Source organism: Halomonas beimenensis, from assembly GCF_002549795.1.
Classification (GTDB): Bacteria; Pseudomonadota; Gammaproteobacteria; order Pseudomonadales; family Halomonadaceae; genus Halomonas; species Halomonas beimenensis.
In genome coordinates, this window is record NZ_CP021435.1 from 1,524,126 (window position 1) to 1,538,376 (window position 14,251).

The window sequence follows — 14,251 nt, forward strand, 5'->3', positions numbered from 1 at the left end:
GTCAGGCCTTGAGCTGGTCGCCGATCGGCAGCCGACGGATGCGCCTGCCGGTGGCGGCATGGATGGCGTTGGTGACCGCCGGGGCGAGCGGTGGCACCCCGGGTTCGCCGACGCCGGTCGGCGCCTCGGCGGAGGACAGGATATGCACCTCGATCCGGGGCATCTCGTCGAGTCGCAGCACCCGGAAGCCGTCGAAGTTGTCCTGCTGGACCCGGCCGTTCTCGAGGGTCAGCTCGCTGTGCAGCGTCGCCGCCAGGGCGAAGCCGATGCCGCCCTCCATCTGGGCGCGGATCATGTCCGGGTTGATCGCCAGGCCGCAGTCCACGGCACAGACCACCCGGTCGACCTCGAGCCGGCCGTCGCCGTGCACGGAGACCTCCGCGACCTGGGCGACGAAGCTGCCGAAGGACTGGTGGACGGCGATGCCGCGGCCGCGACGCACGCCCTCGGCGCCCGCGGCGAGGGACGACGACCAGCCGGCCTTGTCGGCCGCCAGGTCGAGCACGCCGCGCCAGCGGGGATGCTGGGGGAGCCGTTCGCGGCGATAGCGATAGGGGTCCTGGCCCGCCGCCACGGCGGCCTCGTCGATCAGGCTCTCGGTGGAGAAGGCGGTGTGGGTGTGGCCCACGGAGCGCCACCACTGCACCGGCACGCCGATGTCCCGGGGGGTGTGCAACTCGACGTTGAGCGTCGGCACGGCATAGGGCAACTCGGCGATGCCCTCGACCGAGGTGGGGTCGATGCCGTCCTGGCCCATCATCGACTCCATCGGCGTGCCCATCATGATCGACTGGCCGACCAGGCGCTGGTGCCAGGCCGTGAGCCGTCCGTCGGCGTCGAGCCCGAGCCGGGCGCGATGCAGGTTGAAGGGGCGGTAGTGGCCGCCGCGGGTATCGTCCTCGCGGGTCCAGACCATCTTGATCGGCGCGTCCTGGCCATGGGCGCGGGCGGCCTGGGCGATGGCCGCCGCCTCCAGCACGTAGTCGCTGACCGGGTTCGCCCGGCGGCCGAAGCTGCCGCCGGCATAGAGCTGGTGGATGGTGACCTGCCGGGGAGACAGCCCGAGCAGGTTGGCGACCTGCTGCTGATCCATGGTCTGCCACTGCTCGCCATTGTGGATGGTGCAGTGATCGTCGCCGAGCTCCACCACGCAGTTCAGCGGCTCCATGGCCGCATGGGCCAGGTAGGGCACCACGTACTCCGCCTCGATGACCCGGGCCGCCTCGTCCAGCGCCGTCTCGGCGTCGCCGCGCCGAGTGACCGGCTGGCCGGGCCGGCCGGCCCGCTCCCGGTAGTCGGCCTCGAGCGCGTCGGTGCTCAGGGTGAGGGCGTCGCTGTCGTCCCATTCGAGGGTCAGCGCATCGCGCCCCCGGATGGCGGCCCAGGTATTGCGTGCCAGCACGGCGACCAGATCGCCGTCCCGGGTCGGGGAGGGGAAGCGCACGCTGGCCACCACGCCGGGCACCTGGAGTGCCTCGCCATCATCGACGCTCGCCAGCCGGCTGCCGAAGCGCGGCGGATGGGCCGGCACGGCGATCAGCATGCCCTCGAGCCGGACGTCCTGGGTGAAACGCGCGCTGCCGTCGGTCTTGGCGGGGCCGTCCTGACGGTGCAGCCGTTGCTTGCCGATCAGCGTGAACCGGTCGGGCGTCTTCAGGGTGACCGACGCCGGCACCGGGAGCATCGCGGCGGCCTCGGCCAGTTCGCCGAAGCCGAGTTCGCGCCCGGAGGCCTCGTGGAGGACCCGGCTGTCGCGCACGGTGAGCCGCTCGGCCGGCACGTCGAGCCGGGCGGCGGCGGCCGACACCAGCATGGCGCGGGCCGTGGCGCCGGCCTGGCGCATCTGCTCGAAGGCGTTGGCGATGGAGGTGCTGCCGCCGGTGCCCTGGAGGCCGAACAGCAGGTTCTTGTAGCGCTGGGTGTCCGCCGGGGCGCCCTCGACGCTCACCCGCTGCCAGTCGGCATCCAGTTCCTCGGCGACCAGGGTCGCCAGGCCCGTGTAGGTGCCTTGACCCATCTCCAGGTGCTTGGCGATCACCACGACCTCGCCGTCGGTCATCACGCGCAGGAAGGCGTTGGGCGCGAACGCGCCGTCTTGCCCGGCCGCCAGGCCCTGGCCGCCGCGGCCCGACAGGGGAGCCAGGTAGAGCCCCAGGGCCAGGCCGGCGGTGCCCTTCATGAAGCCGCGCCGGCTGACGTTGATCATCCGCAGTTCGGCCGCGGCCTCGGGCCGATCCTGCCGTTTCGCCAGTGCATGCATCAGGAGACCTCCTGGCCGAGCGAGGCCGCCGCCGCGTGGATGGCGGCGCGTATGCGGACGTAGGTGGCGCAGCGGCAGAGGTTGCCGCCCATGGCGCCGTCGATGGCGGCATCGTCCGGCGACGGGTTGTCGCGCAGCAACGCGGTGGCGGCCATGATCTGGCCGGACTGGCAGTAGCCGCACTGGACCACGTCCAGCTCGCGCCAGGCCTGCTGGACGCTGGACCCGGTCGGGTCGTCGGCCAGGGCCTCGATGGTGGTGACCTCACGCTGGCCCACGGCCGAGATCGGCGTGATGCAGCTGCGGGTGGGCTGGCCGTCCAGGTGCACGGTGCAGGCCCCGCAGAGGCCGCGGCCGCAGCCGTACTTGGTGCCGGTGAAGCCGACGAGATCGCGGATCGCCCAGAGCAGGGGCATGTCATCCGGGGCATCGAGCTCGTGGGTCTCCCCGTTGATGGTCAGGGTCGTCACGGTCGTTCTCCTCGTCATTCGTGGCGATGACTCGGGTCAGTGTAGTTCTCTGCCCGGAGGTCCACCGGGTGGTGGTGGGACTCAGGGGCGAGGGGGCAAGGCGGCCAGGTCCGCGGCCACGTCGATATCGACGTGGATGCCGGGATCGTCGACCTCGATCTCGCGGCACTGCGAGGGGTGGCGGGCGATGACGCCTCGCGCCCCCTCGTCGCCGGCCAGGGTCGCCAGCTCGGGCCAGTGGTCCCGGCCGAACAGCACCGGATGGCCCGGTCGGCCGGCATGGCGGGGACGAACGATCCGCTCCCTGGCGGCATGGCCTCGCAAGCGTTCCAGCGTCCCGGCGCGAAGGCAGGGCATGTCGCCGAGCAGCACCGCGGCGGCCGCGACCCCGGCCAGCTCGCCGTCCTTCGCCAGGGCGGCGAAGGCGTCGGCGAGGCTCGCCCCGAGGCCGTCGTCGGCATGGCCGGCGCGGATGACGGGGATGTCGTCCGCCAGGCCCAGCGCACGGGGATCGTCCTCGTCGCGGATCACCACGCGCAGCGTGGCGAACGCCGCGGCGGCATTGGCCACCGTGGCCGCCAGCAAGGGACGGCCGTCGGGCAGGGCGGCCAGGCGCTTGTCCCGGTCGCCGAAACGCCGGGACGCCCCGGCGGCCATGATCACCGCCACCACGCCCCCGGTGGCGCGATGGTTGGCCTGGCTCACAGCCTGACCAGCATCTTGCCGCGGTTGGCGCCCTCGAACAGCTTGAGGAAGGCGTCCGGCGTGCGTTCCAGGCCCGCTTCCACGGTTTCCTCGTAGTCCAGCTGGCCGCTCTCGACCCGCGGGCCGATTTCCTCGAGGAACGTCGGGTAGTGGGCCCAGTGATCGAAGACGATGAAGCCTTCCATGCGGGCTCGGCGGATCAGCAGCATCGCCAGGTTGCCGGGGCCGGCGCTGGGGGTGGCCTCGTTGTAGCGGGCGATCATGCCGCACACGGCGATGCGCGCGCCGACCCGGAGGGTGTTCAGCGCCGCCTCCAGGCAGACACCGCCGACGTTCTCGTAATAGACGTCGAAGCCCTCGGGGCAGGCCTTGCGCAGGGCCTCGGTGAGCTGGGCGGCATCCTTGCCCTTGTAGCTCACCGCCTTGACGCCATGGGATTCCAGCCAGTCGAGCTTGTCCTGCGAGCCGGCGATGCCGACCACGGTGCCGCCCTTGGCCTTGGCCAGCTGTACGGCCAGCGACCCCACCGCGCCGGCGGCGCCGCTGACCAGCACGTTGTCGCCTTCCTGCATCCCGGCGATGCGGTTCAACCCGGTCCAGGCGGTCATCCCCGGCATGCCCAGCACGCCCAGGTAGGCCTGCTCCGGGACCTCGAAGGCGGGCAGCGGCTCGAGTCGGCTGCCGGGGAACTGGGCGATGTCGCGCCAGCCGCCCATGTGGCGCACCCTGGTGCCCACCGGGAAGGCCGCGTCGCGGGTCTCGATCACCTCGCCGATGGCGGCGCCCTCCAGCGGCGCGCCCAGCTCGAAGGGCTCGATGTAGGTGGTCACGCCGCTCATGCGGCCGCGCATGTAGGGGTCCACCGACAGCCAGGTATTGCGCACCCGTACCTCGCCCTCGGCCAACGCCGGCAGCGCGGTCTCGCGCAGTTCGAACAGGGCCCGTGCCGGGGCGCCCTGGGGATGGTCGTTGATGGTGAAGTAGCGTGACTGCATGTCGTGTCTCCGTCCTGGAAATGATGTGGCGATGGCTCAGCCTACGCCAGGCTGGGCATCCCCCGCCAACGTCGACGGGAAGGCTCCTCAGGCCTTGAGCGAGGCCATGTCGATGACGAAGCGGTAGCGCACGTCGCCCTTCTCCATGCGCTCGAAGGCGGCGTTGATGTCCTGGATGTCGATCGTCTCGGTCTCGCAGCGGATGTCGTGCTCGGCGCAGAAGTCGAGCAGCTCCTGGGTCTCCTCGATGCCGCCGATCAGCGAGCCGGCCAGCACGCGGCGCTTGAACACCAGGTTGAAGCCCTCCACGGCCGGCTCCACGGGGTCGAGCAGGCCGACCAGGATGTGGGTGCCGTCGTACTTCAGGGCCGCCAGGTAGGGATTGAGGTCATGCTGGACCGGGACGGTGTCGAGCATGAAATCGAAGGTCTCGGCCACCGCTTCCATCTGCGCGGGATCGGTGGAGACGACGACATGGTCGGCGCCGTGCCGGCGGGCTTCCTCGACCTTGGCCTCGGAGCGGGTGAACACGGTCACCTCCGCGCCGAGGGCCTTGGCCAGCTTGACGCCCATGTGGCCGAGGCCGCCCATGCCGATCACCCCGATCCGGTGGCCGGCCTCGACGCCGTAGTGCCTGAGCGGCGAGTAGGTGGTGATACCGGCGCACAGGATCGGCGCGGCGGAGGCCAGGTCGATGCCCTCGGGCATGCGCAGCACGAAATGCTCGCTCACCACGATGCGGTCCGAGTAGCCGCCCTGGGTGAAGTGGCCGTCCCGGCGGTCGTCGCTGCCGTAGGTCATGGTGAAGCCCTCGAGGCAGAACTGCTCGACGCCGTCCCGACAGGGCTGGCAGTGGCGGCAGGAGTCGACCATGCAGCCGACGCCGACCAGGTCGCCGACCCGGAAGCGGCTCACCTCGTCACCCACGGCAGTCACGCGGCCGACGATCTCGTGGCCGGGCACGATGGGATAGCGGGTCATGCCCCAGTCGTTGCGGGCGAAGTGAAGGTCGCTGTGGCAGACGCCGCAGTAGAGGATCTCGATGGCGACGTCGTCCGGGCGTGGCCGGCGGCGCTCGAAGGTGAAGGGGGCCAGCGGCTGGTCGGCGGCATGGGCCGCATAGGCGAGGGTCTGGCTCATGGGGAAGTCTCCTCTCGATCGGTGTCACCTCGGGGCGAGGTCGGGGACAGTATGCGGAGAGGAGAGATCGCCTGGGACCGACGTTCCTCCGGCATTCTTGCCCGTTCCTCCGAGAGCGGTCGTTCCCTCGACATCGAGGCCCGGAAAATGGGCATAATCGTCCCGTCCGAATCATGGAGTCCAGGATGACAGCAGATGCCCCCGCCCAGGCCCTGGTCGAGCTGATCGCCCCGCTGGTCGAGCGCGACGGCTATACCTCGACGCCGCTGCCGGCGGTGGCGCTGATGGCCATGCACCGGCCGTGCGAGCGTACGCCGCTGATGTACGAGCCGAGCCTGATCATCGTCGCCCAGGGCCACAAGATCGGCTATCTCGGCGACCGCGAGATCCATTACGGCCCCGGCCAGTACCTGGTGCAGACGCTGCCGCTGCCCTTCGAGTGCGAGACCCATGCCTCCGCCGAGGCGCCGTTGCTGGGCATGGCGGTGCGCCTCGATCCGGGGCTGCTCGGCGAACTGGTGACGGCCATGGGCGAGGGCGGCGAGGAGGGGGAAGAGGCTCCCGTGCCCATGGCCTCGGTGTCGATGACCGGGGGGATGCAGGGCGCGGTGGCTCGGCTGTTGAAGGCCCTTCACGACCCCGGCGAGACCGCCGCCATGGGGGAGCTGCGGGTACGGGACCTGGTGTTCGAGGCGCTGCGCGGCCAGCAGGGTCCGGCGTTGCGTGCCCTGGTGCGGCATCAGGGGCATTACTCCCGGATCGTCCAGGTGCTGTCCTGGCTGCATGCCCACTTCGCCGAGGAGGTCTCGGTGGAGGCCCTGGCGCGCCGGGCCAGCATGAGCCTGTCGACCTTCCACCAGCACTTCAGGGAGATCGCCCAGGCGTCCCCGCTCCAGTACCTGAAGCGGTTGCGACTGATCAAGGCACAGCAACTGCTCGTCCAGGAGAACCGCAACGTGAACCAGGCCGCCGAGGCGGTGGGGTATCGCAGCGTGTCCCAGTTCAGCCGCGACTACAAGCGTTGCTTCGGCACCGCTCCGCTGCGGCATCGCAAGGAGGAACGCGCACGGCAGGTGTCCTGAGCCCCGCCCGCCCTCGTCGAACGGCGCGACGGACGCCCGACGCCTTCGCCGGGTTCAGGCGGACTGTTCGCCCTGGTGCGCCAGTGCCGAGGGCGATCGGCAGCCGACGATCGCCGGCGCCTCGTGGATCAGGTCGGGGTCGGTCAGCGCCTCGACCATGAAGAGGGCGAAGTCCACGCGCCGGGTCAGGTTGCTCTCGAGGATGGGATCGCCCACGTGCCGGCTCCAGACGGGCAGGCCCTGGCTCTCGCCCTCCTCGAGATCGCTGCCCCGCACCACCGTCCATCGCGCCTCGCTGGCGAAGATTCGCCGACAGGCCTCGACCTGGTCGTCGATATCGACCAGGCGCAGCGTCCGGGCCAGCCAGCCGACGATCGCGAGGCCCCGGGTGAAGGTCTTCGAATAGACATCCTGGCCATCCCTGGAGATGTGCCAGCCGCAGGAGAACACCAGGCGGGCGTTCGGTGCCGCATGATCCAGCACCGCCTGGGCGGTACCGGACGAGTAGTCGTTCACCCCCCAGGGCACCAGCACCGTGAGGACGCCATCGGCGCCCGCCACCGCCTGGCGGATGACCCGGGGATCGTTGGTGGGGCCGGGCACGACGGTGATCCGTCCCCGGAAGCGGTCGAGCTTGCCGACGCTCTTGGGACGACAGACGCCCACGACCTCATAGCCGCGTTCGAGACAGTGCTCGATCATGTACTGGCCGAGCTTTCCCGATGCTCCGATGATGCAGACTCTCATGGCGTCCCAGGGGCCCCGTCGACGGTGAGGACCGCCAGTATGGCAGCGGCCGGGAGCGATGTCGCCGTCGCCGGCTCGGACGCCGGCGCCGGGGGCAAACGCCGTCCGGTCATCCCGGACGGACTAGTCGGGAGCCAGCAGCTTCTCCACGGTGATCGGGAGGTCACGCAGCCGCCTGCCGGTGGCGTGGTAGACGGCGTTGGCGATGGCCGGCGCGACCCCGGTCAGGCCGATCTCGCCGACGCCGCGGGCGCCGAACTCGTTGAAGCGGTAGTCCGGATAGTCGAGCAGCTCGACGTCGATCTCGGGCACGTCGGCGTGGACCGGGATGCGGTAGTCGGCGAGGTTGGCGTTGACCAGCCGGGCATCCCGCGGGTCGTGGACGAGGCCCTCGAGCAGGGCCATGCCCAGCCCCATGACGATCGCCCCTTCCACCTGGTTGCGCGCGGCGACGGGGTTGATGGCGCGGCCGATATCGATGTGGCTGACCACCCGGGCCACCCGCAGCCGGGAGATGCCCGGGTCCCAGCGCACCTCGACGAAGTGCGCGCCGAAGGATCGGAAGCTGTATTCCCGGCGCTCGTCCCCCGGGGCCGCGCTGCCCTCGCCGGTGACGTCGGAACGCCCCAGTCGGGCGAGGATCTCGGCGAAGTCGGCTCGCCGGCCGTCGGCCACCAGGGCCCCGGCCTCGACCGCGAGGGAGGCGGGATCGAGCCCCGCGAAGTCACCGCCCGCCCGGGTGGCCTCGGCCTTGAGCGCCGCCAGGGCGTCCCGGGTGGCGGCGGCGACCGCCGGCAGGGTGGAGGCGGTGGTCATCGACCCGCCGGAGAGCGGGCCGGCGGGCAGCTCGGTGTCGCCCAGCCGGACCTCGATGCGCGCCATCGGCACGCCGGTGAGCTCGGCCACCGTCTGGGCGACGATGGTGTAGGTGCCGGTGCCGATGTCCTGGGTGCCGCAGGCCGCGAGCACCGAGCCATCGGCGCGCAGCGTGACCCGGGCCGCGCAAGGCTGGCGTCCGGCGAACCAGGTGGCCGCGGCCATGCCCTGGCCGATGATCTCGTCGCCGTCGCGCATCGCGCCGATGCCCGGGTCCCGCGTCGCCCAGCCGAACCGCTCGGCGGCGCCTTCCAGGCAGCGGTCGAGGTGCTTGCTGGACCAGGGCAGGCCGCTGCGCGGGTCCTGGTCCGCGTAGTTCTTCAGGCGCAGGGCCAGCGGGTCCATGTCCAGGGCCACGGCCAGCTCGTCGATGGCGCTCTCCAGCGCGAACAGGCCGGACGCCTCGCCCGGGGCCCGCATCGGGCAGGGCGTGCCGTGATGGACCCGCTGCAGGCGCTGGTGGACCGCGACGCTGTCGCAGGCGTAGGCGCTGGGCGTGGCGCCCCCGCAGGCATCGATGTAGCGATCGACCATCGAGGTGGCGGTGAGGCTGTCGTGCTGGATCGAGACCAGGCTGCCGTCCCGTTCGGCGCCGAGGCGGATGCGCTGGCGCGAGGCGGGGCGGTGGCCGGTGGTCATCATGTCCAGTTGGCGCGGCAGTACCGTCCTGACGGGGCGGCCCAGCAGCCGCGCCGCCGCGGCGGTGGCGACGGCATGAGGCCACATGAACAGCTTGTTGCCGAAGCCCGAGCCGATGTAATGGGAGATCACCTCGACCCGCTCGATCGGCAGGTCGAAGATCCGCGCCAGGGCGTTGCGCTGGTAGAAGACGCCCTGGGTCGATTCGTGGACGACCAGCCGCCGGTCCGGCTCTCGCCACTCGGCCAGGGTGGCGTGGGGCTCCAGCGGGACATGGCTCTCCGGCGCCATGGTGTAGGTCCTGTCGAGGATCACCGGCGCCAGCCCGAACGCCAGCTCGGGCTCGCCGCGGGTGTAGTGGCGTACCGCCTCGCCCTCGTCGTCGCCGGTCGCCAGGCCGGTCACGACGCCGGCTTCCCGGTGGTAGCGGGCCTCCACCCGGAAGGCCGCGGCCCGGGCCTGTTCGAGGGTCTCCGCCACCACCAGGGCGATGTACTGGCCGTGGTAGTGGATGCGGTCGTCCTCGAAGGGCAGGCGAACCTCGCTGACCGCGTCGCCTTGGCGCATGCTGTTCGGCGAGCGATGCAGGTCGGGGAAGTGGCCGTGGTGGAGGATGTCGACGACGCCGGGCATGGCCCGGGCGGCGTCGAGCGTCAGCGACTCGAGCGTGCCGTGGGCGATGCTCGCCGGCACCGGGTAGCCGTGGAGCATGCCCTCCAGGCGATGGTCGACGGTATAGTCGGCGCGGCCGGTGAGCTTGTCCTCGCCGTCGATGCGCGGCGTGCGCCGGCCGACGACATGAGGCTCGGGGGTGGGGCTCATGTGTCGTCCTCCCGGTGGGCCCGGGCGGCGTCGCGCAGCGCTCGCACGATGGCCTGGCGCGCCAGCGGGATCTTGAAGGCGTTGTGGGCGAGCGGCGCGGCATCGGCCAGGGCGAGGTCTGCCGCCTCTTCGAAGGCGGCGGTGTCGGCCCGTTTCCCCGCCAGCAGCGCCTCGGCCGCGTGGCAGCGCCAGGGCTTGGTGGCCACCCCGCCCAGCGGCAGGCGCTGCTCGCCGATCAGGTCCTCGTCCAGGGACAGCATGGCCCCGGCTGAGGCCAGGGCGAACTCGTAGGAGGCCCGGTCGCGCAGCTTGACGTAGGCCGCGCCCAGCGGCTTCAGGGGCGGCGCCAGGGTGACGGCGACGATCAACTCGTCGCCGAGCTCGTGCTCGAGATGGGGGGTGGCGCCGGGCAGCCGGTGGAAGTCGGCGACATCGACCTCGCGCTCGCCGTTCGGGCCCTGCAGGCTGAGGGTGGCCCCGATGGCGGCCAGGGCCACGCACATGTCGGAGGGATGCACCGCCACGCACCGGTCGCTGCCGCCGAGCACGGCGTGCATGCGGTTGACGCCGGTCAGGGCGTCGCAGCCGCTGCCCGGCTCGCGCTTGTTGCAGGCCGCCGTGGGGTCGCGGAAATAGGGGCAGCGGGTGCGCTGCATGAGGTTGCCGCCGACGGTGGCCATGTTGCGCACCTGGGACGAGGCGCCGGCCAGGATCGCCTGGGACAGCAGGGGATGATCGGCGAGCACGTCCGGGTGATAGGCGAGGTCGGTGTTGGTCACCAGGGCGCCGATGCGCAGGCGGTCGTCGTGGAGACGCTCGACGTCCTTCAGCGGCAGGGCGTTGATGTCGATGACCCGGGCCGGGCGCATGACATCCAGCTTGACCAGGTCGAGCAGGGTGGTGCCGCCGGCCACGAAGGCACCGGTGGGCTCCCCCCGGCGGCATTCCAGCGCGCGTTCGACGCTGTCGGCCCGGGCGAAGGCGAAGGGCCTCATGCCTCGTCCCCCTCCTGGCCGTGCAGGCGGAGGCGGGCGTCCTGGATCGCCGCGAGGATGTTCTGGTAGGCGCCGCAACGACACAGGTTGCCGCTCATCGCCTCGCGGACCGTGCACACATCGCCGGCGACCCGGGGATCCTCCAGCAGCGCCACGGCGGACATGATCTGGCCCGGGGAGCAGTAGCCGCACTGGAAGGCGTCATGGTCGAGGAAGGCCTGTTGCACCGGATGCAGGCGATCCCCCTCGGCCAGCCCCTCGATGGTGGTGATGGCCTGACCCTCGCACATCACGGCCAGGCGCAGGCAGGCATTCATCGCCCGGCCATCGACATGCACCGTGCAGGCCCCGCACTGGCCGTGGTCGCAGCCCTTCTTGGTGCCGGTCAGGCCCAGTCGCTCGCGCAGCACGTCGAGCAGGATGGCGTTGGGAGCAACCTCGACGGTGACCGGGGCGCCGTTCAGGGTCAGGCGGACGGGCACGGTCGCCTCCGGGGAATGATCGTGAGTCTCCAGCATGCCGGCTCCTCATCGGGCATCGTCGCGTGGGGCAACGTGACGACACCGGCAGGCCCTGCCGCCGGGCAAGGCGAATGACTCTCAAGCTAGGTGAGGTTGCCGGAGGGGACAAGGCGTCGGCTGGCGGCGCCGGGTCGGGAAAGAGGGCGCGCCGGCGCCTGGGCGGTCCCCCGCCGTCAGATGCGCTGGATATCGATCACATAGCCGATGATGGGATACCCGGCCTTGCGGGCCGCCTTCTCGGCCTCCATCTGCGCCTCGAGCTTGGAGATGCTGGTGGAGTGATACTCGAACGCCGTGTCCAGCTCCAGCTGCTTGGTGCGCACGGCGAGCCGGACGATATGGCCCGTCTTGACCTCGCTGGCCGAGGCTCTCCTGGCGGGCTTTGTGGCGGGTTTCTCGGTGCTCTGCGGGGGCTTGCCGCGCGTCGGCTCCGTATTCAGGAAGGCATCGATCTCCTTGTGCATGTTCCGTTCGAAATCATCCAACTCTATGCTCATATCTCTCCTGCTCACGAGACGATCAAGGGCTTGATAGTGCCACAAGCGGTGGCGTCGGGTCATCGGCGCCACGGCGGATACCCAGGGGTGGGGGCGGGGGATCTCGCATTAGAGCACGCAAGGGACGCGTCGTTCAGTCGGCCTTCAGCCATCCCCGTGCCACGGCATGCTCGAGCCGGGCGAGCAACCTCCTGAGGTGTCTTCGCGGGGGGCGGACCAGGCGTGTCTTCGTCGGCCCGGGAGCCGCATGTGCCGCCCCCCGGGCCGGTCTCTCCCGCTTTGCAATCCCGCTCCGGCGGTGCCATACCCAAGGCAGGCCCCCCTTCGTTCCCGAGCCCGCAAGGTACAGGATGCTTCCCCCGTCCGGTCCGGCACGCCTCGTCTTCATCACGGCCCTGGTCGTGGCGGTGGTCGCCTTCGCCATCGCCGCCGGCCTGATCGGGGTCGACCGCAGCACCCGTCAACAGACGACCGAGGACTGGCTGGCCCGGATCCAGCAGGAGGCCACGGCGGCCGCCGAGACGCTCGACGGTCAGATGCGCCACCTCTCCGGCCTGGCCGATGCGCTCGCCGACGAGCTGGCCAGTGGCGAGTTGCCGGTCACCCGCATCGAGGCGCGGCTCGAGTCCCTGGTGGGGGAACACCCCTATGTGTTCGGCGTCGGGATCATGTTTCGCCCCTATGCTTTCGGGCCGGATCGGCGGCTGCATGCGCCCTACATCGTCAAGCGCGACGGTGTCCATCGGATGGTTCGGGTCGAGGACGTCTACGATTACACCGAGCCCCAGCACGACTGGTACCACCAGGGGATCGCCCGGGCAGGCTGGCTGGAGCCCTTCTTCGGCCGGGCCAGCCAGGCGATGCTTGCCCTCTACTGTACTCCCTTTCGACTCCCCGAGGCGCAGCGGGTGCTCGTGACCTCCGAGACCGATGGCACGGTCTGCATCGACTACTCGATCGAGGATGTCTGGACGCTGGTCGGCGCCCTGGACCTGGGGGATACCGGCTATGCCTTCGTCATCACCGATCAGGGGGCCTTCGTGGCACACCCCCGGCGGGAGTATGCGCGCCGGGGACGTACCCTGTACGACATCGCCGACCGGTTGGGCGATCCGGTCCTGCGTCGGCTGGCGGAGCGGGCCACGAATCTGCAGACCGGCGCCATCGCCCATTCCAACGAGCTCACCGGCCAGGACTCCTGGATCTTCTATGGTCCCATCGAGGCGTCACAGTGGTCCCTGGCGGTGGTGGCGTTCGCCGCCGAGATTCCGCTGGACGTGGCCGACCACAAGCACCGTCAGATCCTCATCACCGTCGCCCTGATCATCGGCGCGGTCGGCCTGATCGCCCTGCTGCTGGCCTTTCGCCTGGACGCTGCGCCGGCGCTGTGGGCCGGGAGCCTGACCATCGCCGTGCTGTTCCTGGCCGGGGTGGTGCACGTCTGGACCCTGGAGTTCGCCGAGGCGAACCGTGACCCACCGGGGGCGATCATGCTGGTCGATCGCGCCGGTATCGAGAGCTACCTCGATGGGTATGTTGAAGAGGCCCGCCGCCAGCGCTTCGACGCCCCGATCCCGGTGCCGACGGGGATGTTCATTCAGGCGATCCGCTTCCAGACGGCCCATGACTTCGTGGTCACCGGTTTCGCCTGGCAGCGCTACCACGTACCGGAGCACGATGACCTGCGACGCGGGATCTTCTTCCCGGATGCCATCCCGGAGCAGGACGTTCGCGAGGAGTTGTTTCGCCGCCACGAAGGGGAGAGCGAGGTGATCGGCTGGTACTTCAAGACCACCCTGCATCAGCCCTTCGATTACTCTCGTTTCCCGATCGATATCAAGACCCTGCGGTTGCGAGTCTGGCATCCGGACATGGCGCGCAACATCGTGCTGGTGCCGGAGCTGGAGGCCTATCGGCTGATCCATCCCACCGCCCTGCCGGGGATGGAGCCCGGGTTTCGGCTGCCGGGCTGGCAGGTCAAGCGCAGCTTCTTCGCCTATCGTTTCCATGACTACCGCAGCGACCTGGGGGTGCGCGGGAACGCCAAGGGTGGCGATTTCCCGGAGCTGACCTACAACGTCACCTTGCTGCGCAACATCACCGATGCCTTCATCTCCAACCAGATCCCGCTGTTCGTCGCCGCGATCATGCTGTTCGCCATGTTGATGATCGACACCCGGGAGAAGGATCGGGCCTCCCAGTTCGGTTTTACCACCTCCACGGTGCTGGCGACGGCGGCTGCAATCTTCTTCATCATCCTGCTGGCGCATATCGACGTCCGACGCCGCTATGCCGCCGAGGAGATCATGTACCTGGAGTACTACTACTTCATTACCTACTTCACCATCGTCGCCGTCTCCCTGAACGCCTTCATGCTCATGGCACTGCGCGAGAACCGCTTCTTCCACTACCGCGACAATCTCATCCCCAAGCTGCTGTTCTGGCCGTTGCTGCACGGGGCCTTCTTCGCGGTCACGGTGTACGTCTTCCTCTGACGCAGGA

Annotated in this window: 12 protein-coding genes; 2 read left to right on the forward strand and 10 right to left on the reverse strand. The window is 70.3% G+C overall.

Going from position 1 to position 14,251, the window contains the following annotated elements:
* Window position 1: 1 nt before the first annotated feature.
* From BEI_RS07230 to BEI_RS07250, 5 genes are all read right to left on the reverse strand, one after another.
* Entirely contained in the window at window positions 2–2,260 is a 2,259-nt protein-coding gene (locus BEI_RS07230) for a xanthine dehydrogenase family protein molybdopterin-binding subunit (RefSeq protein WP_097788880.1), read from the reverse strand.
* Window positions 2,260–2,730, reverse strand: coding sequence for a (2Fe-2S)-binding protein (locus tag BEI_RS07235; RefSeq protein ID WP_097788881.1), 471 nt, complete (start codon window positions 2,728–2,730; stop codon window positions 2,260–2,262). Before BEI_RS07235 ends, BEI_RS07230 begins: the two co-directional genes overlap by 1 nt.
* Window positions 2,731–2,811: 81 nt before the next feature.
* On the reverse strand, window positions 2,812–3,435 hold the full coding sequence (locus BEI_RS07240; RefSeq protein WP_227644631.1) for a nucleotidyltransferase family protein: 624 nt from the start codon (window positions 3,433–3,435) through the stop codon (window positions 2,812–2,814).
* Window positions 3,432–4,430 (reverse strand): NADP-dependent oxidoreductase, encoded by a 999-nt coding sequence (locus BEI_RS07245; protein WP_097788882.1) that lies wholly within the window; start codon window positions 4,428–4,430, stop codon window positions 3,432–3,434. The genes BEI_RS07240 and BEI_RS07245 overlap by 4 nt, the downstream gene beginning before the upstream one ends.
* An 87-nt stretch (window positions 4,431–4,517) precedes the next feature.
* On the reverse strand, window positions 4,518–5,570 hold the full coding sequence (locus tag BEI_RS07250) for an NAD(P)-dependent alcohol dehydrogenase (RefSeq protein WP_097788883.1): 1,053 nt from the start codon (window positions 5,568–5,570) through the stop codon (window positions 4,518–4,520).
* 185 nt (window positions 5,571–5,755) lie between these two features.
* Here BEI_RS07250 and BEI_RS07255 point away from each other — a divergent pair, with 185 nt between their 5' ends.
* Window positions 5,756–6,652 (forward strand): AraC family transcriptional regulator, encoded by an 897-nt coding sequence (locus BEI_RS07255; RefSeq protein WP_097788884.1) that lies wholly within the window; start codon window positions 5,756–5,758, stop codon window positions 6,650–6,652.
* 54 nt (window positions 6,653–6,706) lie between these two features.
* Here BEI_RS07255 and BEI_RS07260 read toward each other — a convergent pair whose 3' ends face one another.
* From BEI_RS07260 to BEI_RS07280, 5 genes are all read right to left on the reverse strand, one after another.
* Window positions 6,707–7,399 carry an NAD(P)-dependent oxidoreductase gene (locus tag BEI_RS07260; protein WP_097788885.1) on the reverse strand — a complete coding sequence of 231 codons (693 nt, stop codon included), beginning with the start codon at window positions 7,397–7,399 and terminating at the stop codon, window positions 6,707–6,709.
* 123 nt (window positions 7,400–7,522) lie between these two features.
* Window positions 7,523–9,736 carry a xanthine dehydrogenase family protein molybdopterin-binding subunit gene (locus BEI_RS07265; protein ID WP_097788886.1) on the reverse strand — a complete coding sequence of 738 codons (2,214 nt, stop codon included), beginning with the start codon at window positions 9,734–9,736 and terminating at the stop codon, window positions 7,523–7,525.
* Entirely contained in the window at window positions 9,733–10,731 is a 999-nt protein-coding gene (locus BEI_RS07270; RefSeq protein ID WP_097788887.1) for an FAD binding domain-containing protein, read from the reverse strand. The genes BEI_RS07265 and BEI_RS07270 overlap by 4 nt, the downstream gene beginning before the upstream one ends.
* Window positions 10,728–11,249, reverse strand: coding sequence for a (2Fe-2S)-binding protein (locus BEI_RS07275; RefSeq protein ID WP_097788888.1), 522 nt, complete (start codon window positions 11,247–11,249; stop codon window positions 10,728–10,730). Before BEI_RS07275 ends, BEI_RS07270 begins: the two co-directional genes overlap by 4 nt.
* Before the next feature lie 176 nt (window positions 11,250–11,425).
* On the reverse strand, window positions 11,426–11,812 hold the full coding sequence (locus BEI_RS07280) for a hypothetical protein (RefSeq protein ID WP_153045772.1): 387 nt from the start codon (window positions 11,810–11,812) through the stop codon (window positions 11,426–11,428).
* 287 nt (window positions 11,813–12,099) lie between these two features.
* Between BEI_RS07280 and BEI_RS07285 the strand changes: the two genes are divergently transcribed.
* A complete protein-coding gene (locus BEI_RS07285; protein ID WP_097788890.1) occupies window positions 12,100–14,244 on the forward strand; it encodes a PDC sensor domain-containing protein in 2,145 nt (714 codons plus the stop codon).
* Window positions 14,245–14,251: the final 7 nt, after the last annotated feature.

What these genes read in the sequence shown, in the direction of transcription:
- BEI_RS07265 (WP_097788886.1), bottom strand. Translation starts at nt 9,736, where the DNA reads ATGAGCCCCACCCCCGAGCCTCATGTCGTCGGCCGGCGCACGCCGCGC.
- BEI_RS07275 (WP_097788888.1), bottom strand. Translation starts at nt 11,249, where the DNA reads ATGCTGGAGACTCACGATCATTCCCCGGAGGCGACCGTGCCCGTCCGC.
- BEI_RS07280 (WP_153045772.1), bottom strand. Translation starts at nt 11,812, where the DNA reads ATGACCCGACGCCACCGCTTGTGGCACTATCAAGCCCTTGATCGTCTC.
- BEI_RS07285 (WP_097788890.1), top strand. Translation starts at nt 12,100, where the DNA reads ATGCTTCCCCCGTCCGGTCCGGCACGCCTCGTCTTCATCACGGCCCTG.
- BEI_RS07250 (WP_097788883.1), bottom strand. Translation starts at nt 5,570, where the DNA reads ATGAGCCAGACCCTCGCCTATGCGGCCCATGCCGCCGACCAGCCGCTG.
- BEI_RS07255 (WP_097788884.1), top strand. Translation starts at nt 5,756, where the DNA reads ATGACAGCAGATGCCCCCGCCCAGGCCCTGGTCGAGCTGATCGCCCCG.
- BEI_RS07260 (WP_097788885.1), bottom strand. Translation starts at nt 7,399, where the DNA reads ATGAGAGTCTGCATCATCGGAGCATCGGGAAAGCTCGGCCAGTACATG.
- BEI_RS07245 (WP_097788882.1), bottom strand. Translation starts at nt 4,430, where the DNA reads ATGCAGTCACGCTACTTCACCATCAACGACCATCCCCAGGGCGCCCCG.
- BEI_RS07270 (WP_097788887.1), bottom strand. Translation starts at nt 10,731, where the DNA reads ATGAGGCCCTTCGCCTTCGCCCGGGCCGACAGCGTCGAACGCGCGCTG.
- BEI_RS07230 (WP_097788880.1), bottom strand. Translation starts at nt 2,260, where the DNA reads ATGCATGCACTGGCGAAACGGCAGGATCGGCCCGAGGCCGCGGCCGAA.